Annotated in this window: 19 protein-coding genes; 15 read left to right on the top strand and 4 right to left on the bottom strand. The window is 53.9% G+C overall.

The window, feature by feature from the left end:
* The first annotated feature begins 148 nt into the window (after positions 1 to 148).
* The 8 genes from AC0LWM_RS19685 (at position 149) to AC0LWM_RS19650 (ending at position 9977) form a co-directional block, all read left to right on the top strand.
* A complete protein-coding gene (locus AC0LWM_RS19685; RefSeq protein ID WP_474676699.1) occupies positions 149 to 2014 on the top strand; it encodes an ATP-binding cassette domain-containing protein in 1866 nt (621 codons plus the stop codon).
* Positions 2015 to 2026: 12 nt separating this feature from the next.
* Positions 2027 to 4006: an ABC transporter ATP-binding protein gene (locus tag AC0LWM_RS19680; RefSeq protein ID WP_474676698.1), complete on the top strand. Its 1980-nt coding sequence runs from the start codon at positions 2027 to 2029 to the stop codon at positions 4004 to 4006.
* Positions 4007 to 4269: 263 nt separating this feature from the next.
* Positions 4270 to 5184, top strand: a complete 915-nt coding sequence (locus AC0LWM_RS19675) for a YVTN family beta-propeller repeat protein (protein WP_474676828.1) — start codon at positions 4270 to 4272, stop codon at positions 5182 to 5184.
* Between the two features lie 351 nt (positions 5185 to 5535).
* The gene (locus AC0LWM_RS19670; protein WP_474676697.1) at positions 5536 to 6321 is read left to right on the top strand and encodes an APH(3') family aminoglycoside O-phosphotransferase; all 786 of its coding nucleotides are present in this window, start codon (positions 5536 to 5538) and stop codon (positions 6319 to 6321) included.
* Positions 6322 to 6372: 51 nt separating this feature from the next.
* Positions 6373 to 6960, top strand: coding sequence for a chloramphenicol phosphotransferase CPT family protein (locus AC0LWM_RS19665; protein WP_474676696.1), 588 nt, complete (start codon positions 6373 to 6375; stop codon positions 6958 to 6960).
* A gap of 11 nt (positions 6961 to 6971) precedes the next feature.
* Complete coding sequence (locus AC0LWM_RS19660) at positions 6972 to 7379, top strand: HIT family protein (protein ID WP_474676695.1); 408 nt, start codon at positions 6972 to 6974, stop codon at positions 7377 to 7379.
* Positions 7379 to 8185, top strand: coding sequence for an aminoglycoside 3'-phosphotransferase (locus AC0LWM_RS19655; protein WP_474676694.1), 807 nt, complete (start codon positions 7379 to 7381; stop codon positions 8183 to 8185). Before AC0LWM_RS19660 ends, AC0LWM_RS19655 begins: the two co-directional genes overlap by 1 nt.
* A gap of 28 nt (positions 8186 to 8213) precedes the next feature.
* Positions 8214 to 9977 (top strand): ABC transporter ATP-binding protein, encoded by a 1764-nt coding sequence (locus AC0LWM_RS19650; protein ID WP_474676693.1) that lies wholly within the window; start codon positions 8214 to 8216, stop codon positions 9975 to 9977.
* 81 nt (positions 9978 to 10058) lie between these two features.
* On the opposite strand, the gene AC0LWM_RS19645 is transcribed toward AC0LWM_RS19650, so the two are convergent.
* Both AC0LWM_RS19645 and AC0LWM_RS19640 read right to left on the bottom strand, forming a co-directional pair.
* On the bottom strand, positions 10059 to 11507 hold the full coding sequence (locus AC0LWM_RS19645) for a sensor histidine kinase (RefSeq protein WP_474676692.1): 1449 nt from the start codon (positions 11505 to 11507) through the stop codon (positions 10059 to 10061).
* A complete protein-coding gene (locus AC0LWM_RS19640; protein ID WP_474676691.1) occupies positions 11504 to 12193 on the bottom strand; it encodes a response regulator in 690 nt (229 codons plus the stop codon). Before AC0LWM_RS19640 ends, AC0LWM_RS19645 begins: the two co-directional genes overlap by 4 nt.
* A gap of 155 nt (positions 12194 to 12348) precedes the next feature.
* Between AC0LWM_RS19640 and AC0LWM_RS19635 the strand changes: the two genes are divergently transcribed.
* The 5 genes from AC0LWM_RS19635 (at position 12349) to AC0LWM_RS19615 (ending at position 14981) form a co-directional block, all read left to right on the top strand.
* Positions 12349 to 12771: a DUF6220 domain-containing protein gene (locus AC0LWM_RS19635; RefSeq protein WP_474676690.1), complete on the top strand. Its 423-nt coding sequence runs from the start codon at positions 12349 to 12351 to the stop codon at positions 12769 to 12771.
* Positions 12768 to 12959 (top strand): DUF5957 family protein, encoded by a 192-nt coding sequence (locus AC0LWM_RS19630; protein WP_474676689.1) that lies wholly within the window; start codon positions 12768 to 12770, stop codon positions 12957 to 12959. The genes AC0LWM_RS19635 and AC0LWM_RS19630 overlap by 4 nt, the downstream gene beginning before the upstream one ends.
* A gap of 55 nt (positions 12960 to 13014) precedes the next feature.
* Positions 13015 to 13473 (top strand): RidA family protein, encoded by a 459-nt coding sequence (locus AC0LWM_RS19625; protein ID WP_474676688.1) that lies wholly within the window; start codon positions 13015 to 13017, stop codon positions 13471 to 13473.
* A gap of 469 nt (positions 13474 to 13942) precedes the next feature.
* Positions 13943 to 14545 carry a hypothetical protein gene (locus AC0LWM_RS19620; RefSeq protein WP_474676687.1) on the top strand — a complete coding sequence of 201 codons (603 nt, stop codon included), beginning with the start codon at positions 13943 to 13945 and terminating at the stop codon, positions 14543 to 14545.
* Positions 14535 to 14981, top strand: coding sequence for an Hcp family type VI secretion system effector (locus AC0LWM_RS19615; RefSeq protein WP_474676686.1), 447 nt, complete (start codon positions 14535 to 14537; stop codon positions 14979 to 14981). The genes AC0LWM_RS19620 and AC0LWM_RS19615 overlap by 11 nt, the downstream gene beginning before the upstream one ends.
* A gap of 64 nt (positions 14982 to 15045) precedes the next feature.
* Here AC0LWM_RS19615 and AC0LWM_RS19610 read toward each other — a convergent pair whose 3' ends face one another.
* Positions 15046 to 15921, bottom strand: a complete 876-nt coding sequence (locus tag AC0LWM_RS19610) for a helix-turn-helix transcriptional regulator (protein WP_474676685.1) — start codon at positions 15919 to 15921, stop codon at positions 15046 to 15048.
* A 150-nt stretch (positions 15922 to 16071) separates the two neighbouring features.
* On the opposite strand from AC0LWM_RS19610, the gene fabF reads away from it, so the two are divergent.
* A complete protein-coding gene (fabF, locus tag AC0LWM_RS19605; protein ID WP_474676684.1) occupies positions 16072 to 17310 on the top strand; it encodes a beta-ketoacyl-ACP synthase II in 1239 nt (412 codons plus the stop codon).
* Between the two features lie 1061 nt (positions 17311 to 18371).
* Here fabF and AC0LWM_RS19600 read toward each other — a convergent pair.
* Positions 18372 to 19205 (bottom strand): hypothetical protein, encoded by an 834-nt coding sequence (locus AC0LWM_RS19600; protein WP_474676683.1) that lies wholly within the window; start codon positions 19203 to 19205, stop codon positions 18372 to 18374.
* 244 nt (positions 19206 to 19449) lie between these two features.
* On the opposite strand from AC0LWM_RS19600, the gene AC0LWM_RS19595 reads away from it, so the two are divergent.
* Positions 19450 to 20364, top strand: coding sequence for an ArsR/SmtB family transcription factor (locus AC0LWM_RS19595; protein WP_474676682.1), 915 nt, complete (start codon positions 19450 to 19452; stop codon positions 20362 to 20364).
* Positions 20365 to 20387: the final 23 nt, after the last annotated feature.

The following is a 20387-nucleotide window of genomic DNA, read 5'->3' as shown; positions in this document are numbered from 1 at the left end:
ATAAGTCTATATTTTTCCTCGATTTTCCTATATCTTATTTCATGCCGGCCGGCAAGTGTAACCATATCTTGGTCATGTTTTTGGCGATGGAGGGAGAAGGATCGGCATAGAACTATCATTCAAAAGTTTTTGGGATGCTGCGGGCACCTTGTACCGGTTGGAAAAAAAACCGGTACTCGTACTCGCGGCGGCATTAATTATTTCGGTTCCGATCATGGCGCTGGAGCTGCTGCTCGTCAAGTCGCTTATTCATCAAGTGCAGATGTGGACGCCCGCGTCATCGATAGCGCCGATCATTGCAGAGGCGGCCTGGCTCGCGGCGCTGCTGTTCGTAGGCAACATCGGTTTCGGCGTGCCGATTCCGATGGCGATGACGCGATTAAGCGAGCTAGGCGCCTTGGAGGAGAAGCGGCTTATTTTGCGGCATACGGCTCGTTTGCCGCTTGCATCTGTGGAGTCGCCGAAGATCAAAGATTTGCGCGAGCGGGCTTTGCAAGTTTCGCTGTACGAGTTATACAACACCGGCGTGCACTTGCTGCAGCTCATTCTGCAATCGGCTGCGCTGATCGCGATGCTGCTCTATTACGGGCAATGGCTGCCGGTGATTGCCGCGGGTGCGGCTGCGCTGGTGCTGGCTCGGGCATCCGGCCGATCGGCGCAGAGCATCGAGCGGCTGTCGCGTCAGCAGACGCCGGAGCGAAGGCTGCTGCGCCATTACGCCGAGCTGATGACGCGCAGAGATGCGGCGAAGGAGGTCCGCCTGTTCGGGCTGGGCCCGCTGCTGTCATCGCGATGGACGGTGCTGGCCGAAAGCCAGTCACGGGAGACGTTCCGCGCCGTTCGTTCGGCGGAGCTTCGCAAGCTCGGTCCGGAGCTGCTCATGGCGCTGCTCGGCGGCGTGCTCGTTGCGATGCTCGTGCTGCTGCCCGGTGGAGCGAAGCTGAGCGCAGGTGATTTTGCCTTATTGTTCATGGCATTAACGATGTTATTGTCCAAGCTGCCGAGCCTGGTCGGCCACATCGTAAACATTCGGAAGCTGTCGATGCGATGGGAGGACTTCCGCGCATATATGGAATTGGAGCGGGATCGGGGCTGCTTGATGCTGAACGCGTTAAACACGGGGGGATCGCGAAAACAAGAAAGTGCCGGCGAGGCGGAAGGGGCATCAGGGTTACAGCCGATGTTGCGGGATATCGAACAACCAAGAGCTATTTCCGCAAGCTCACAGGTTTTAGCTGCGGCCGCACATCCCCCCAGGATGGCGATAGGGAGCAAGCTGGGCATATCGCTGCGGGCAAGCGGACTTCGCTTCCGTTATCCCGGTACAGCTCGCGATACGATAGACGGAATCGATCTGGCGATTCCGCAAGGCTGCCGCGTAGCGCTCGTAGGCGAAAACGGCTCCGGCAAGTCCACGCTGGTCAAGCTGTTAACCGGATTGTACGCCCCGGATGAAGGCGAAGTGATTTGGAGCGCCTTCAGGCCCGGAGAGGAGAGGGCAGCCGATACGGTGGGGCATGAGGTGTCCGCTGTGTTTCAGGATTTTGCTCGGTTGTACGTCATGCTTCGCGAGAATGTCGCCCTCGGCAAGCTATCCGAGCTGCGACATGATGATCGACTGCGTGATGTGCTGCAATGCACGGGCTGCCGATTTGACGACCTGGATGTCCAGCTAGGCGCGACATTCGGCGGGATTGAGCCGTCGGGCGGCGAATGGCAGAAGATCGTGACGGCCCGTGCATTGCTGCGGGACGCGGGTTTTGTCTTCTTCGACGAGCCGACCGCGGCGCTTGATCCACAGGCCGAGAAAGAGGCGTTCGATTTGTTCCTGCGCGTAACGGAAGGCCGTTCGGCCTTGCTAGTGACACATCGGCTCGGTGCGGCGAAGCTGGCGGACGTTATCTGGGTATTGAAAGAAGGACGGCTGGTGGAGCAGGGAACGCATGCCGAGCTGATGGAGCGGAACGGGGAATACCGGCGAATGTTTGATTTGCAAGCATCATGGTACGTGTGAGGAGGGATGGGGATGAAACGACATTCACGCGCTGGGGCTGCTCGCAGCTTGCTCAGGCTGTTGTACAGGATTTGGCGTGACATGCCCGTGCTTGCATCGGTATGGCTGGGCGTTCCGCTGGGCCTGGGGCTGCTCGTTGTGTTTCATTATGCGGCGCAGAAGGAACTAATCGACGTTATTGCAAACAGCACAGGCGAACGGGATTGGGCGACGCTGCTCACTCTAGCGGCAGGGCCGCTTGTTCTGTTGACCGCCGCGGCGCTGCTTCGAGTTATCCTCGCCACCGTGCAGGGCATGATCGATGCGCGGCTCCGCGACCGGGCGACGATGCTCATCCAGTCGGAGGTGCATGCGAAGGCGGTAACCGTTCCGCTCGAACGCATGGACAATCCCGACTATGCGGATCGGCTGCAGCGGGCGGAATCGACGGCAGGCGCCGATTTGTTCGGCGCGCTGCAGCAGACGATCGCGACGGTACAGCTTGTTTGCGAGCTGATCGGCTTGGTCGCGGTTGCCGCGATGGCGCACCCGGTCGTTGGGGTTGCGCTTGTCCTTGTTTTTGCGGTTTCGTTCGGCATCCGCCTCGAATCGGACTTGGTCAAAAGACGGCTTAACCGGGACTTGACGCGGTCCGGGAGGGAATCGGACTACTTGCGCGATGCGATCGTCCGGCCCGAGACAGTAAGGGATATGCGTATTTCCGGCTCGATGGATTATCTTATTGATAAATGGAGCGGGTTGATGCGCCAGTCGCTGTCGCTGCGCACGAACGCGAATCGGAGGGAGATTCGGCGCGGCATGATCGTATCCGCGCTGCAGATTACAGGATTGTTCGGGGTGATCGTTTGGCTGGCGTTGCAGCTGAAGTCAGGCGGTGTGACTACGGGTACGCTCGTTGTCGTATTCCAGGCGATGCGGCAAGCTCACGGTATTTCCGGAAGATTGGCTTTTCCGGTCGGGAAAATCTACATCCAAGGGGCCAAGCTGTATGATCTGGTTGAATTTTTAAGCGAAGCGCCGGAGTCGGGACTAGGATCAGGTCGAAGATTAGAACCGGAATCAGAATCAGAATCCGGACCCGGACTTGGAAGGTCAGTGGATGCTTCCGCCACTGTACTTCCGCGCCATCCAGAAGGCTCCCCATCGTACGCGCTGCAACGCCCAACCGAAGGTTCGCCTCATCCACGCGTCTTTTCGTCGCCGTTGCCACATAAACAGGCCCCCGGAGCCATAGGCCGGATCACATTCGAAGATGTGACCTATCGCTACGCGGGCGCGGCCGAACCGGCGCTGAACGGCATCCGGCTCACGCTTGAGCCCGGGGTGACCGTAGCGCTCGTCGGCGAGAACGGGGCGGGCAAGTCGACGCTCGTCCGGTTGCTGCTCGGCCTATATAAACCAACGGCGGGGACGATCGCATGGGATGGGGTCGATCTTGCGGAGCTGAACCCGGCGCTGCTGCGCCAATCGATGTCCGCAGCGTTCCAGGACTTCGTCCGGTACGAGACGACGCTGCGCGACAACGTTGGCTTCGGGCTGCCGGGTGCCGCCGTCGACGACGCAGCCCTGCGCCGAGCGCTACGGACGAGCGGGGCCGAAGCGCTCGAAGCGATGCCCGGCGGACTTGACGCCCGGACCGGGCTCACGTCCGAAGGCGGCCGCGAGCTGAGCGGCGGCCAGTGGCAGCGGCTCGCCATTGCAAGGGCGGCGCTGCGCGACGCGAAGCTGCTCGTGCTCGATGAGCCGACCGCGGCGCTCGACCCGCAGCACGAAACCGAGCTGTATCGCTCGTTCCGCGAGCTGGCACTCGGCCGCACCGTGCTGTTCGTCTCGCACCGGCTCGGCTGGGCGCGCTTCGCCGACCGGATCGTCGTGCTGCAAGGCGGGCGCATCGTCGAGCAGGGCTCGCACGAGACGCTCCTCGCCGCAGGCGGCGAATACGCCGCGATGTTCCGCGCACAGGCGGCCTGGTATCAAGAGGCTGCCGGCTAGCGGGTGGAAACCCGGCTTAGCCGGGTGTTTTGCTCGGCTATTTCCCCATTTCCCGGTATTTTGCATGCAAATCGAAGGGACGTCACTCCAGCGTCCTTTTTTGCTGCATAACTGAACACCTTTAATCCGGATATACCAATCTAATGTCTATGCCGTTCTAGTAATAATGGGCTATTTATAGAGATACGTGCTGATTCCTATGGTCAAAGGCTAGAATATGATATTCTACACTGGCTGTAGAAAGGAGTTAATTTACTTTGGAAGTGAAAAATCCTTGCAAAGTACCGTTTCGGTTTGCATACGTCACAAATGTTCAAGATAATACATTGTCGATTATTAACACGAAAATAAGAAAAGTGATCAAGACGATCAAAACAGGAGTTAACCCGTTTGAAGCTGCAGTTTCACCGGGAGGGAAATTTGCCTACGTTGTCAATAATGGCTCCAACACTCTTCAGGTGATTGACAGAAAAACCAACAAAGTGATTCGCACGACAGTCGTTGGGAAGTCTCCAAACGATGTTACAACCTCGAAAAAATTCGTTTATGTCACAAATAGCGCTGACGATACAGTTTCCGTCTTGGATTTAAAGGGTAAGAAGATTGTTGATACGATCAAGGTGGGGGACAGTCCCGGTGGGGTTACCGTACTGCAAAATCAGTGTAGGAGGAAAGTCCAAGTTTATGTCGCTAATTTTGTAAGCAATACAATAAGTATATTCGATGAGCAAAATCGTAAGAAGGTCAAAACGATTAAAAGCGGAGATGGACCGCAGCAAATTGCATTTGCTAACAATGGAAAAATCGCCTATGTCACCAATGAATTCGATAATACGGTATCCGTCATTGATACGAAGAAACAAAAAATCGTAAAAACGATTAGAGTTGGGAATGCACCAGTTGGTGTTGCTGTTACTCCCAATAATAAGTTTGCTTATATTGCCAATATTGCCGACAACACCGTATCCGTAATTGACGTTTGTAGAAATAAGGTCATTAAAACGATTCCCGCCGGCAAGGGTCCGCTTCTTGTTGCGATTACAAAGGATAGCAAATTCGCTTATGTTACTAATCTTCTAGGAAACACCGTTTCAGTGATTGCTACAAGGAAACAAAAAGTAATCGATAAGATTAAAGTAGGAAATGCCCCGGCCGGTATTGCAATTATCCCCATTTAATATGGAGGTAGTTAATTTGAAAAAAGAAAAAATGCTATCTTTAATCCAAAATGAATTAGCAAAAAAACCAAAAGCGACAAGCATGGAAATATCGAAAAAATATCGTATACCCTATTATATGGTTGTTCTATTCGCAAATAAACAGAGCCTTAGAAAAAAATAAAAATATGGGTAGGGTAAGGACGTCAATAACGGCGTCCTTTTTTTGTTTTTGTACCGCCCATCGGGTGATATTTGGAGTCGAGAAGGAATAATTAGAATCTTTTTTTACCAGAGGAATCAAGGGGAGGGTGTTATGATGTTAGGGGAGCTTCAAGCGAATGAGACCTTTTAAGAAGGGGGATATTTTCATTGAAAAATTTTTATTATGTGCTGCCAAGCGATTTGGCTGAGATTTTGCATAACTCAAATTGGAAGCCTATCGATGCTCCATACTCAGGGGCGTCGACTTACCGTACTCAAGGAGAATTTACGGGATATCTGAAGGTATTGCCGGTCGGCCATAGGGAACCGTTAGAAAATTATAGAGATCGATTACTATGGCTTAAGGGTAAGCTCGCTGTGCCGGATGTACTCTATTATTCCAAGGACCAGGAATACGAATATTTATTAATGTCCGAAATCGAAGGCAAAGACGCTACGGATGAGATTTTTAAGAGCGATATTCAAGCAACCGTAGCCGTTCTAGCCAAAGGATTACGATCTATTCATACGCTATCCATAGCAAATTGTCCTTTTGATTATTCTTTAGGCGGAAGATTGAAATTGATTGAACAAAGGCTTAATGCAGGATTAGTAAACATAGCTGAGATCGAAGAAGAATTTAATGATGGAATCGATAATTTATATGGTTTCATTCAAAGGATGCGTAGTGAAGTGAAGGAGGAGCTAGTTTTCACACATGGGGATTATTCCGTGCCCAATATCGTCATAAAAGATGGAGTTATCAGCGGTTTTATCGATCTGGCAGATGCCGGTATCTCAGATAAGTATCGCGATCTATCCGCAATCCATCGTAGTTTGATCCGAAATTTTGGGGCGGAGTGGGTAAATCGGTTTTATGAAGAATATGGGGTTAAAGTAGATTTTGAAAAGTTAAAATTTTACGATTTGATAGAATGTTTCGCCTGTAGTTGATTATTAAAATCAGTTCGTGAACGCTTAGAGCGCAAAGGGGATCGATTAAGATTGAATAACGGAACAATTATTTTTCTGAACGGCACATCCAGTTCGGGCAAAACAAGCCTATCGAACGAGCTGCTCCAGTTGCTGGGAGGGGAATGGATGTACCTTTCCGTCGATAACGCGATTGCAGGAGTTAATGACATGTTGTTGAATATGTTCGGTACACAGCTTTCGAGAGAAGAAGTGCAAACCATCGAGAGGGACGAAATGATCGAAACGCCGGTCATCTCGTTGTTTCACCATTACATCGCTGCATTTTGCAGGATTGGCAAAAACATTGTCGTCGATCACGTATTGGTCGAGCCGGGTTGGCTGAAGGAATGCGCAGAATTGCTGCAGGATACGCGAGCTTATTTTGTCGGCGTAAGGTGTCCGCTGGGTGAACTCGAACGAAGGGAACGTGCGCGCGGAGACCGGCCGATCGGCTTAGCCAAGGCGCAAATCGATATCGTGCACCGACATAGCAGGTACGACATCGAAGTCCATACGAATGAACGGTCTGCCCGGGAATGTGCGATTCAAATCAAACATTTCATAGAAACCGACCCGCCGGGAGCTTTCAAAATATTAAGCGGAACGGGGACGAAATGAGGGAGAAGAGCATGGATTGTTTAGGCTGCCGGTTGGCTAATGGCGTTGAAGAGGTCCGGATTATTTTTGAAAATGAGCATGTGAGCTGCTTTCTGGATATCGACCCGATCAACGAGGGACATACGTTAATTTTGCCCAAAGCCCATGTCCGCGAGCTGATCGACATGGATGCCGCGTTGATGGCCTCCGTTATGGATGCTGCTTCACGGATTAGCCATGCTCTTCAAGCAGTTTATAGGCCTGACGGAATCAGCATGATGCAGAACGGCGGCGTATTTAACGATCTAAATCATTTTCATCTACATCTGTTTCCAAGGTACCGGAATGATGGGTTCGGTTGGCAAGAGCCTGAGAGCAAAGTCGTTAATGAGCCGGATTCGGTCCGGGACAAGCTGATTGAAGCCATCGGGAGGTTATGATGGACAATAGCCATCTTGCCTTCAAGCTGCCGAGCCATCTGATCGACCTACCGAACATCACAAACATCATCCCGATCGATAAAGGTCGTCATTACCAGGCCACTTACAAGATCGAAATGAGGAACGCAGAGCAATACGTGTTGAAAATGAAAAGCAAGGAGCACGCAGGAAGGTTGGCTGACGACGCGGAAAGACTCCGGTGGGTTTACGGCAAAGTCCCCGTTCCCCGGGTCATCGGTTATGAGGAAATGGATGACATGGAATATGTCGTCATGGCATATATCGAAGGGGATACGGCGGAAGATTATGAGCCGGGAGCCGGTCAGAAAAGCATGGGCCGCTTGCTCGGCGAAGGACTGAGGACGATACATAACGTTCCGGCCGAGGACTGTCCGTTTCGGGATTTTACGCCGGATCGCTTGATCGGAATGGTGCGCAGCAATATGCTGGAGAGAAGGAGGGAGACAGAGGAATCGGCAAAGGCTGCCTTTCCCGATTCTAGCGTTGAACGATTGTTAGACTATTTGGAACGGCACAAGCCGTCCGATCGCGAGCTTGTTTTTACCCATGGGGATTACGGGTCGGGCAATGTGATCGTGGACAACGGCAAAATCCAAGCGTTTATCGATATGGGAGGAGCAGGTATCGCGGACCCCTATTACGATATTTACTATGCGGTCAAAAGCTTAACCGTATACACGAAACGCAGCGAGGAAGTCGCCGAATTTCTGAAAGGGTACGGAATCCGGCAGCTTGACCCGCATCTCATGCAATATCATCGCATCATCGATACGTTATTGTTGTAATCCAAATCCATATAGGGAGGCAGTTTTGTTGAGCGAGAAGAAAACGGTTTTCGGTTTGTTTCGCGACCCGGTGTTCCTTCATTTTGTAAGATCGGTTCGCAAATATCGCTGGTTGTACGTCGGAGCGATTGGAACGCAGATCGGTTTAACTCTGGTATCGCTGCTGTTCGCGGAGACGGGTCGCCGCTTGTTCGACCTTGCGCCGAACATCCCGGCCAAAACATTAACCGTGCTGTTGTCCGTATTCGTCGGACTTACGGTATGCACGATGGCGCTTCGCTTCTGGAACGAATGGCTGCGCTCGTACTTGAACGAATCGGTCGTGTACGAGATGCGCCGCAACATATTGAACCATTTGCAGCGTCTTCCGCTTGGCTTTCATGAAGCCAATCATAGCTCCACCTCCGTCAACGTCATGCATCACGAACTGGAAATCGTCAAAAACTTCCTCGTCTCCGACATCCAAAAGCTCATCGCCCTGCCGATTTCTTTTATCATCGTAGGCATTTATTTGCTCTCCGTCCATCCGGTTCTCGGTATCATCGCTTTTTTGATCGGTCCGCTGCAGCTGCTCAGCAACGTTGTCCTGAAATCGAAGTTTCTCGAGGCGATTCGCTTGCAGAACGAAGTGACCCGCGACGTATTTTTCCAGATCGGGGAGACGCTCCAAGGCATCCGCGAGGTGAAGGCGAACCAACTGGAAGGTCGTGTCGATGAAAAAATGCAAGATATTCAGCGCAAAGGCGTTGCCTATAACGTGCTGCTGACGAAAATTAACTCGATCCGTACCATCTGCAAAGACGCCCCGGGGCAAATTGGGTACGTTGTCGGGCTCGGCGTGGGCGCCGTCATGATGGCAAGCGGCCAAATCGGTGTCGGCGGGCTTGTGGCGTTTATTGCGCTGCTCGATAAAGTCGCCGAGCCGTTTACGACGGTTGTTGACGTCATTAATAATTTACAGCGTTTCTTATCGGGCGCGAACCGACTTCATCATGTGATGGGCCTTCCGGAGGAGGATGTCGAAAGCGGCATTCCGCTCGCGGAAGATGCGCCGGAAATTGAGTTCCGGCATGTCGACTTCGGCTACAGGGACGACCGTCTCACGTTATCCGACGTTTCCTTCACCGTCCGGGCCGGGCAAACGCTTGCTTTGGTCGGGCCGAGCGGCGCCGGCAAAAGCACGCTGATCAAGCTGCTGCAGCGGTTCTACGAGCCGCGGCAAGGACAAATCGCGATTAACGGCATACCGCTCGATCAATATTCGATGACTTCTTTGCGCAGCGGCATGGCGCTAGTGTCGCAAGATATTTACCTGTTTGATTCCACCGTCGCGGATAATATTGCGTTCGGCTGCGACAACGCTACGCAGGAGCAGATGGAACGCGCTTGCCGGTTGGCGCAGGCGCACGAGTTTATCAGCAAGCTGCCGGAAGGGTACAACACGCTGGTTGGCGAGCGGGGTATCAAGCTGTCGCATGGGCAGAAACAGCGGATATCGATTGCACGCGCGATTATGCGCAACGCCTCGATGCTCATTCTGGACGAACCGACCTCGGCGCTCGACGTGGAGACGGAGGAATCGTTCCAGCGGGATTTGGGCGCATGGGCTGATTCGTGCACGAAGATTATTATCGCGCACCGTCTCTCCACCGTGCGACAGGCCGACTGGGTCGTATTCATCGAAGACGGCGCCGTCGTCGAGAGCGGCCCTCCCGCCGAGCTGCTCCGCCGCCAAGGGCGATTCCATCGGTATTGGGAGAAGCAGACGGCCTACCAGTTTACAGCGGGCTAGATGCTCTCAAGCTTCAGCATGTACAAGCAAAGACTCTTGCAAGCAGCCGGTTGGGCAATTGCAAGAGTCTTTTTCGCGGCATCAATGATTCGAAGATCCAACTTCCAACACCGGCAAAGTAATGATAAAAGTCGTCCCGTCCCCCGGGTGGCTGTCCACCGCAATCGTCCCGCCGTGGGCGGCGACAAATTCCTTGGCGATCGCAAGCCCAAGTCCCATGCCGCCGCTATGGCGATCACGCGCCGCATCCGTGCGGTAGAAGCGGTTGAACAGCAGGGGCAAATGGTCGGCATCGATGCCGATTCCGGTGTCGGCCACCGCAATGCGCAGCTGCGCGCGATCATCCTCTTGTTGCCGGTTATGCCTCGCATTGCCGTTATCCTCATGCCGTGGCGTTATTCGCCCCACAGTAACCGTCACGCTGCCGCCTTCCGGCGTATAACGAACCGCGTTCACAAGCAAATTGAAGAACACTTGCGTGATCCGGTGCGGATCAATGAGTGTGATCGTATCCACGGCCGCGCATTCAAGCCGGATAACGACGGCAATTCGCTTGCTCTCGGCATCGGGCGAGATCCGTTCAACGATGCGGTGCAGCAGCGAGGCCATCTCGGTTGGCTTCAGATCCAGCGGAAGCTTATTGGCCTCGGCCAGAGACAATTGGTGCAGATCGTCGACAAGTCGCGTAAGCCGAATGAGCTCGTCCTGCAGCGGCAGCAAGCTCTCCGGCACGACAGGCTGGCCGTGCTGCTGAACGAGCTCCAGCTTGCCCTGTACGATGGTGAGCGGCGTGCGCAGCTCATGCGCGACGTCCGCAACGAGATTTTTGCGAAGCTGCTCCGCATGATGCAGCTGCAGCGACATGGCGTTGAACGCTTCCGCAACTTTGCCGTATTCGTCCTTCGTCAGGACGGGAGCCTGAATCCCGAGCTCGCCTTGGCCGAGCCGATCGATGATCGGGATAAGCGATCGCAGCGGTTTCGTGAGCCGTTTCGATAACCAATAAGCGACAAGCAGCGAGATCAATATAAAAATGACCGAGTCGATAATGAGCAGAATGGTGGCCGAGTCGAGTATGCCGATGCGCAGCTTGGACATAAAACCGACATTGTTGTCGTAGTAGTACAAGGTCGCAATCGTTTGACCGCCTAGCTGCACCTTGCTTCGAATACCGAACAGCTTCACCGTGCTGGCGCCGGTTTCTCCGAATGAGGCCAACTTCTGCGCAGCCTGAGCTCCGGATCCGTTCCCTGAATTCCCCGATTCCAGCAGGATACTAACATCAAGCTTGTTCGTCCCGGCGGTTAAGCTGCTCCAATCCAGCCGATCAACCCCGTCCCATGACTCGTGATGGGAAGTATAATAATCGGTCATCGCATCCGACAGCGTCTTGATCTCGTCTTTCCGCGAGGATTCGACCAACAGATGCAAGGTGTCCCTCAAGACGATTTGCGTAATAAAAACATACGCGATCCCCATGCCGACAATAAAAGCGGCGATCGTTAAGAACAGCTTGGACCGAACGCTCATACGCGGTCCCCGAACCGGTAGCCGAAGCCGTACACCGTTTGGATGTAAACGGGATTCGACGGATCATCCTCGATTTTTTTGCGGATATGGCTAATGTGCGCGTCCACCGTCCGCTCGTCGTTCAGAAAATCGTCTTCCAGCGCCCCTTGCAGCAGCTGCAGCCGGCTGTATACAATGCCTGGCTTCGCGGCAAGCGTGAGCAGCAGCTTGAATTCGGTCGGCGTAAGCGGAATGTCCTCGCCGCGTTTGCTGACGCGGCATTGCGCCTCCGATATCGTCAACTCCCCGCGCCGCATCGTCTCTTCGATCTCTTGATGCCCGATGGTACGCCGCAGCACGGAGCGGACTCTGGCGGCCAACTCGCGCAAAGAAAACGGCTTCGTGATGTAGTCGTCCGCGCCAATCTCGAGGCCGATGATTTTATCGGTTTCCTCGGTTTTGGCGGTAACCATGATGATGCCCATCGGGCCCATCGCCCGCAGCTCGCGGCATACGGCAATGCCGCTCATTTCCGGCAGCATCCAGTCGAGCAGGACAAGATCCGGTTTCTTCTCCCTCGCTGCCTTCAAAGCTTCTTTTCCCGTTTTGGCCGTAAATGTCCGAAATCCTTCCTGCCGCAAAAAAGTCTCCATAATCGTCAATACTTGATCCTCATCATCCACAAGCAGCAACGTATGCCCTGCCATCCTCCACACTCCCGATCGCCAACATGTATGTTCAATATTATACCCCTTAGCCTCGGCCACCGGTAAAATTTCACCGGAATCGCAAAACACCTTCACAAGTTCGCAACATCGCGTTGATAAGATAGTCTTGTTAACGATAAGAAGGGGCGAGGTATATGAAGAGTGCAATCGATACTCAGGTGTCCGGGGGAGTCCGTGCCGCCCGCATCGTTTTTTTCATCCTTTCGGCGGCTTTTGCGATTTGCATAACGATTCAAATTTTTTTGGCCGGCATGTCCATTTTTGTAGATCCATCTCACTGGGCACGCCATTCGGGCTTCGTCCATTGGATCGGATTCATACCGCTGCTCATGCTGGCGGCCGGCTTTGCCGGGAAGGTGCCCGTCCGGCTTCGCTGGTACAGCACGGCTTTGTTTGCTCTGATTTATGCCATGTACATGACGGCGAATATCGGCGGCGTTCAACCCTGGATCGCGGCGGCACACCCGGTGCTGGCGATGGTCATTTTCGGGTTGTCGATTCGGGTTGCCTCGCAATCGCGAGGGTTGACGTCCAAATCCAGGGGGAGTGAGGCATGAAGCTTGTGTATTCGATTGGTTTGGGTTTGATCGGCGGCCTTGTCGGCGGGCTGCTGCTTTCGGAGCTGATCGGCATCGTGGGGTACCTGGTATTCCAGAAGGCTTTGGGCATTAAATACCTTCCGATCTTCTGCGCGATTGCGTGCGCGGCGGCTGCGCCGCTCGTGATGCGGCGCAAATTGAAATAACCGAAGTGGGAACCTTTGGTATATAATGTTCCTCAAGCGAGAGGAGGGGCATGGCATGTCCGAACAAACCATTGCGGTTCGATTAGCGGCATTAAACATTGCATTGCCTGAGGCGAGTGAGCCCGCGGCGAAATATGCGAACTTCGTCATCCATAACGGCCTGATGTTCGTATCGGGGAAAGGACCCGCCGGAAACCCGAAGGGGAAGCTCGGCCGCGAATTCACGACGGAAGAAGGATATTTATTTGCCAGACAAGCGGGGATCGAGGTACTCGCCGTCGTACAATCGGCTTTAGGATCGCTGGAGCGGGTGAAGCAAGTCGTCAAAGTGCAGGGCTTCGTCAATGCCGATCCGTTGTTTGAGGAGCACCATAAAGTGTTGAACGGCTTTTCCGATTTGATGTTAGACGTGTTCGGGGACAAGGGCAGTCATGCCCGCTCGGTATTCGGCGCTGTTTCGGTGAGGGACAATTTGCCGATTATCGTGGATTCGATTTTTGCCGTGGAAGAATGATGAGATGAAGCAATGGCACAGGATGCTATGAAACAGGATGAAACCGACAACCCGGTTTGGCTTTGGCCGCCGGGTTTTTTGCGTATCAGGGGTATACCCGAGGGTCTGATGGTTGTGTTTCTTGAAGATACGTCTTTTTTTGCGATTGTAAAAATACGCGGATGCTCACCCGGCAAACACCTATTTTTCACGAAAATACATGTTCGTCTAACCGGGCTTTAGGTACACGTCCACTTCCCCCTACAGCACGAAACGTAGGATGTAAAAATCCAATGGGGGGTGTATGCGGATGGGATGTCCGCTCAGAAGAATTAAACGGTGCCGAAACAGGATCATCGTTGCTCCTTGCAGGAAGAAGAAACATTGCATTCCTGGAAGAAAAAAAGCCGTATGCGTGAAAGTAAAAGTCAGGCCTAAAATTCATGTCAAGGCCAAAATAACCCCTGGCTCTTTCAGAAGAGTCAGCACTTTGCTGCCTGGCGGCACGTTTACATTCGCGAACAATAGTCGGATTCTTGTGCCGGCTGCCGCAGGGTCTGCTGGTCCGGGTGCTCCTTATCCTTCCGTCGTTCCCGTTTCCGTTTCCGGCGTGGGAGGGACGGTTGCAAAGGTGACAGTCACGCTATTTAATCTGAATCTCGATACTCCGGTTGACGTGGATATTATGCTTGTTGGTCCTGACGGGGTTACCAACACAATCCTGATGTCAGGCGCGGGCGGAGGGGTCCCCGGCGTAACCAATGTTACGGTCACATTTGACGATAACGCAGCGGGCTTTATTCCGAAGGACGGCCCGCTTACCCCCGACACGTTCCGACCAACGAATTATGAAGGGCGCGAGAGTCTCCCGGCTCCGGCGCCTACGACTTCGGCAAGCATCGCGCTTGCCAACTTCAACGGCAAAAATCCGAACGGGAAATGGAAACTGTTCGTATCCGCGGATGTTCCGGCAGAAGCAGGAGAGATCGCTAACGGATGGGCATTAAGCATCACGACGCCTGAAGTGGAGGAATCGGTTTATACGCCTTTAACAACAAGCCGTAAACCAAGGAGGGGCTGGAATGGCGCTTGATTTGTTTTTGAAAATACCGAATATTCCCGGTGAAAGCACGGATCGATTTCACGCGAACGAAATTCTCTTGTTATCCTACTCGATCAACCAAGAGGTATTCGAATCCGATCCATCGTCGGATTTGACCGTAACGAAAACAATTGATTCGTCGACGACGCCGTTATTAAGAGCATTTTACCTTGGTACCCATTTGCCTAATATGATTTTGAGCGTCCGTCAAGCCGGAAGAACCGTAGACCAGTTGATCATCACGTTTTCCGATGTTACCATCGCCCGTCAAACGATGGCGGCAACCACGGCCGGGGGGCTGCCGATTGAGGAATATAAATTTTTCTACACGACGATCAAATTCGAGTATGCAAGAGTTAATAAAACAGGCAGCGTAACATCGCGATCGACGGTTTGCTGGAATTTTGATCTGGATACGGAATGCTGATCTAATCCTGAGGCAAAATGTTACGGATAAGAAACACCGTCCAGCGGAAGCAGGGACGGTGTTTTTATGCTTCGCCGGGTGTACCGCCGGGGATCGTCTTACGCTCCATTAACTGCTTCAGCTTCGCTTCCGTCGAAGAATCCGGCGCCGGCGTGTAAATGCTGCACCGCAAATCGGCGTCGCCTTGCAATTGCAGCGAGGTTAATTGGAACAGCATCTTGCCCGCTTTGGCATGGCGGAATTCGATCAGCACCTCCGGCGCCGAGCTGACGCGACTTTGCTCCCACAAACGCTGGAAGTCCGGATGGGCGAGCTTCATCTCGGCCAGAAAGCGGTCGTACCATTCGTCTTCGACGTATTGCCCGTAATAGGCGCGAAATATGGCCAAGAACCCGCTCACGAAATGCTCCCAGTTCACGGCGAGCCGGCGGAATTCCTTGCGCATGAACAGCAGGGAAATCATGTTCCGCTGCTCTTGCGGAATGACGCCGAAATCGATGAACACATGCGCCGCGGCTTCGTTCCAGCCGACGATTTGGCACCGCCTGTCGGAGATGATGGCGGGGCAGGAGCGGAGCTCGCGCAATATTTTTTGCAGCGAGGAGCTGATTTCAGGCTGCTGCTCTTGGGTGGCGGCGGCTCCTGCGGCGGAGCTTGTTTCGAGCGCCAGCGCATACAAATACTTGCGTTCGTCGACCGTGAGCCGCAAGGCCGTGGCAACACAGTCCAGCACCGAAGCCGAGACGCGGATGTCGCGCCCTTGCTCCAGCCAGGTATACCAGGTAGAGCTGACCCCCGCCAACTGGGCGACCTCTTCTCTGCGGAGACCGGGCGTTCTTCGGCGTGTTCCCGCCGACAGTCCGACGTCCTGGGGCGATACTTTGGCGCGCTGCGTCTTCAAGAATAACGATAAAGCTTGAAGCCGAGTTTGGTTATTCATACGATGTGCTCCTTCCGCTAGAAATAAAAAGGGGGTATCATAGTAGTCATTATACTATAATAAATGACAACTTGTAATAGGATAAGGACTGTGACAAGATAAAGCCATAATCGATTGTTTGAACTTAACAAGCTGAATGGAGGCATCGATATGGAGAGAGTTGTTGTTACGGGTATGGGCGTCGTTTCGCCGCTTGGCAGCGATGTCGAGACGATGTGGGGACGGATGGTTCGAGGCGAATCGGGGATTTCGCTCGTTAATGCGTTCGACACTTCCGCATTGAAAACGAAGATTGCCGGCGTGGTCCGGGATTTTGACGTGGAGAGCTTGGTCGGCCGTAAGGAAGCACGGCGTATGGACCGATTCTGCCAATTCGCTGTCGCCGCCGCGGAACAAGCAATTGCCGATTCCGGCCTCGTCTTGGAGGAGGTGGATCGGGAGCGGGTCAGCGTATATGTCGGATCTGGCGTCGGCGGACTGCAGACGCTGCTGGAGCAAGCCGACACGCTGCGCGGCCGTGGGCCGGACCGGGTCAGTCCGACGCTTGTGCCGATGCTGATCACCAATATGGCCGCGGCGTTGATCAGCATCCGGTGGGGTACGCTTGGGCCAACGCTGTCGCCGGTAACGGCATGCTCGATCGGCAACACGTCGATCGGCGAAGCGATGCGGCTCATCCGGTCGGGCGGAGCGGATATCGTCATTGCCGGCGGAGCGGAAGCGGCGGTGACGGACATTTCGCTCGCCAGCTTCGGCAACGCGACGGCGCTGTCACGGCGCAACGAGGAGCCGACTCGCGCAAGCCGGCCGTTCGACAAAGGACGCGACGGGTTCGTCATGGCGGAGGGCGCCGGCATCGTCGTGCTGGAGTCGCTGTCCCACGCCATTCGCCGGAAAGCCCGCATCCATGCGGAGGTTATCGGCTACGGCGCCAGCTCCGACGCGTACCACATGGTCGCCACGCATCCGGAAGGAGACGGCGCTTACCGGGCGATGAAGCTTGCGCTGAAGGATGCCGGCATCACGCCGGATCAGGTGGACGTGATCAGTGCGCATGCGACCAGCACGGAGCTCGGCGACAAGTCGGAGACGATGGCGATCCGCAAGCTGTTCGGCGCGGATGCGTACCGCATTCCGGTGACGGCGAACAAGTCGATGCTGGGCCATATGCTCGGGGCTGCCGGCGGGGTTGAAGCGGTGGCGCTGGTCAAAAGCTTGCAGGAAAGGATTATCCCGCCGACGATCAACCTGGAGGAAGCGGACCCGGACTGCGATCTGGACTATGTGCCGAACACGGCGCGCGAAGCGAAGCTGCGCATCGGCCTGTCGAACTCGTTCGGCTTCGGCGGCCATAATGCAGTTATCGCGCTGAAAGCCTACGCGGAGTAAAGTGATCAGTGTCCAGCCGTGCCGTACGCTTTCCGGCTGTGCCGATGCATCCGCGGCAGCCCGGGAAGTTGAAGGCTGTACGGAGTGAAGGAGCGCTTAGCCATTTGGCATGTTTACGGCTGTGCCGATGTATCCGCGGCAGCCCGGGTTGTACGGAGTGAAGGAGCGCTAAACATCTTGGCATGTTTACGGCTGAGCTGGTGCAACCGCGGCAGCGTGGGAAGTCGAAGGTTGCACGGATGAAGGTGCCGACGGACGTACTGCGGAATGAGTAACGATTAATGAGTAATGAATAGCGAGTAAGGTAACAAGTAGTGAGTAGTGAGTAGTGAGTAGTGAGAGAACAAAGGAGCCGCACCGTGACCATACTTGTTATCCGATGCCCACACTAAGAAAAGGACAGCCCAATTTGAGAATGCCGCAAACCGAAAAGGGCGCGGACACTTCCGTTGGTGCTGTCCTTTTTTGAGCACGTTCTTCTCGCAAGAATACTTTCCCCTTGTTGTGTAGGGGCATTCTTCGTGGAGAAGACATCGACGTTATCCTACTGCCACCAGTGAATAGATGCAAAAGTGCAGGTGTTTTGTTGAAAATGATCATTGTACGAGGAAACGCCTGCAATAGTGCATTTATTTTGGTTCGCGGCGGACAGAGGCTTCGATTTCGTGAGTAATAACTGTATTTTTGCAGGTATAGGATACTTTTTTGAACGTCGTGAACAAATAGATGTAAAATCGCAGGTATTTCATCCCGTATCTTTAAAAAAGGATTCTGTAGCCGAGCAAAAGCCGCCCACGAATTCGCCGCGCCCGCGGCAACTGCGCACAGGCGCCTGCCCGCGAACCGGCATACCCCGCGGCAAACGTGCGCACGCTCGCGCACAAGCCGCCCACGAATTCACCGCTCCCCAAGGTAACTGCGAACAGGCCCGATCGCGAACCGGCATGCCCGCGGCAAACGGTCGCCCGCTCGCGCACAAGCCCACGAATTCGCCGCGCCCCGCGGCAGTCGCACAAGCCGCTTACGCGCTAGCGGCGCCGCCGTGTCACGGCCGCTCCGCCCTACACCGGAGCGGCGTACCTTGCGCCATGCAGCACGCTTCTTAACTTGCTGCCCTTCTGCTGCAGCACTTCCATCGAGTAGCCTTCGAATCCGGTCCACTCATAAGCGAAGCTATACCCTTGCTTGGACTCGGATACGAACAAAATTTTGAACATGTCCGGAGTAATCGTACCGCCGTCATCCACCCGCCAGGTCGAATTCGAATCGTCATTGCCGACAAAATCCTGGAACAGCAATCCTTTCTTCGTCGACAGGACGAGACTGGCCAACGGCTTCTGGCCTTTCGCCTTCGCGAATTCGACGAGCCCGACGCGGACGTCCGCCGAAACTTGGCCGATCAGCCCTTGTCTGACGACCTTGCGTTTCTTCTGCTTTTCGATTTGGGCGACGACCGTTTTTGAGAAACTGCCTTTGCTTAACGGCTTGTAGTTCAAGAACGTATGCCCTTGAAAAGCATCCTTCTCCGCCAGCAGCACCGAATCGTTGTGCGTAACCTTGCCTTTAACGATCGAATATAACTCGCCGCCATCCTGATCGAAATTCCACTCGTTCTGCCGGCCGTTGCTCTTGGCGGTTTCCTTCTGCTGCTTCACATACTTGATGTCGACCGATTTGCCGGGAGGATAAATCGCCTTCATGAATCGCCCCGGTTTTGAGCTTTCGAACCCTAGCAGCCGTTTCCCGGTTGCGTCCGCATAAGCGAATGTAAGCTTCTCTTCCTTCAATTCTCCGGAGACGACGGCCGAGGGCGCCGCTGCGGAAGCCCGATCCGTAAAATGGACGATTCCGGTTGCGAGCATCACGCTCATTAGGATCCCAAAAAATTTTTTCATCAATTCACCTGCTTTATAAAAAATGTGCGAAATAAGTTCGGAATATCGCGTTGCTGCTGAGGTTTCGCCATACGTTTAGCATACCGAATAAAGAAATGAATGGCAACTTTGCCATTCACTCCGACAGGCTTTTAATCAGATTCAAGGTAAAGGTAGAGGAAAAGTCGACAACTCGGATAGGGCATGGCTTGACGCGTGACAAAGTTGTGAAGTTTAATGGTGGTAACGGAAAGGAGCGTGCGTCATGGATTACCGTGTGAGCGTGAAGTTCGAGCCGCTGCATGAGCTGATCAGCAGCATTCATACTTACATCTGCCGCAAATCGTACAAAAAAATCGACTTAACTTCAACTTGGGCGAAAGAAACCCAAACACGGCTCACGCCGGAACTATCCGACTTGCTTGATCAAACGGACGTCGGCGGCACGGACTGGAAGCTGATCTACTTGCTCTTGCATGTATGTCCGGCGGCCACGGACGCAGAACATTTCCTGGCTTGGCTGGAAGGGTTGACGGTCGGCGATCTGTATGAGCTGCTGTCCGATTACGGCAATCATTTCCCCGAGCATATGGGCACGTTCCGTTCACGGATGCTGACGCTTATCTCGCAGTGGAACGAGCAATATTTCCGGCATATCGATCCGGCTATCATCGGGGCGCTGCGCGACGTGGCGAACGAGCGGAAGAAAACGGTTACGGCGCTGAGTACGGCGGAATTTATCGACGAGACGACGTATGGTCTGCAATTCAAGCCCGTGAACGGGCTGGAGGAAGTCATCTTGATTCCGCAATACCATTTTCAGCCGGTAAACGTCGTCGCCCATTACGGTAAAATTACGATCTGCCATTATGCCGCGCGAATTTATTTCGATGAGGAAATCTTCATCTCGCCGCATGAATACCGGATGATCCGCTGCCTAGGCGAGAAGAGCCGGCTCAAAATATTGCGTTACTTGAACAAAGGACCGCGCAGCTTCATCGAGATCGTCCGGCACCTCGAATTGTCGAAAGGCATCACGCACGACCACGTCTCCAAGCTGCGCAGCGCAGGCCTGATCTATGCCCATTTCGAAGGCGAGACGTTAACCGAGTACAGCTTGAGATCAAGTGCATTTCGGCAATTACAGAAATTGTTGATCGATTATATCGAGCAGCCCTGACCGGGCAAGCCGCTTTCAACCGT

The organism is Paenibacillus sp. sgz302148 (genome assembly GCF_056120465.1).
The sequence above is the reverse complement of the archived record's forward strand: the minus strand, read 5'-3'. Positions and strand labels throughout refer to the sequence as shown.

What these genes read in the sequence shown, in the direction of transcription:
- AC0LWM_RS19680 (WP_474676698.1), top strand. Translation starts at nt 2,027, where the DNA reads ATGAAACGACATTCACGCGCTGGGGCTGCTCGCAGCTTGCTCAGGCTG.
- AC0LWM_RS19660 (WP_474676695.1), top strand. Translation starts at nt 6,972, where the DNA reads ATGGATTGTTTAGGCTGCCGGTTGGCTAATGGCGTTGAAGAGGTCCGG.
- AC0LWM_RS19655 (WP_474676694.1), top strand. Translation starts at nt 7,379, where the DNA reads ATGGACAATAGCCATCTTGCCTTCAAGCTGCCGAGCCATCTGATCGAC.
- AC0LWM_RS19645 (WP_474676692.1), bottom strand. Translation starts at nt 11,507, where the DNA reads ATGAGCGTTCGGTCCAAGCTGTTCTTAACGATCGCCGCTTTTATTGTC.
- AC0LWM_RS19640 (WP_474676691.1), bottom strand. Translation starts at nt 12,193, where the DNA reads ATGGCAGGGCATACGTTGCTGCTTGTGGATGATGAGGATCAAGTATTG.
- AC0LWM_RS19635 (WP_474676690.1), top strand. Translation starts at nt 12,349, where the DNA reads ATGAAGAGTGCAATCGATACTCAGGTGTCCGGGGGAGTCCGTGCCGCC.
- AC0LWM_RS19630 (WP_474676689.1), top strand. Translation starts at nt 12,768, where the DNA reads ATGAAGCTTGTGTATTCGATTGGTTTGGGTTTGATCGGCGGCCTTGTC.
- AC0LWM_RS19625 (WP_474676688.1), top strand. Translation starts at nt 13,015, where the DNA reads ATGTCCGAACAAACCATTGCGGTTCGATTAGCGGCATTAAACATTGCA.
- AC0LWM_RS19615 (WP_474676686.1), top strand. Translation starts at nt 14,535, where the DNA reads ATGGCGCTTGATTTGTTTTTGAAAATACCGAATATTCCCGGTGAAAGC.
- AC0LWM_RS19610 (WP_474676685.1), bottom strand. Translation starts at nt 15,921, where the DNA reads ATGAATAACCAAACTCGGCTTCAAGCTTTATCGTTATTCTTGAAGACG.
- fabF (WP_474676684.1), top strand. Translation starts at nt 16,072, where the DNA reads ATGGAGAGAGTTGTTGTTACGGGTATGGGCGTCGTTTCGCCGCTTGGC.
- AC0LWM_RS19600 (WP_474676683.1), bottom strand. Translation starts at nt 19,205, where the DNA reads ATGAAAAAATTTTTTGGGATCCTAATGAGCGTGATGCTCGCAACCGGA.
- AC0LWM_RS19595 (WP_474676682.1), top strand. Translation starts at nt 19,450, where the DNA reads ATGGATTACCGTGTGAGCGTGAAGTTCGAGCCGCTGCATGAGCTGATC.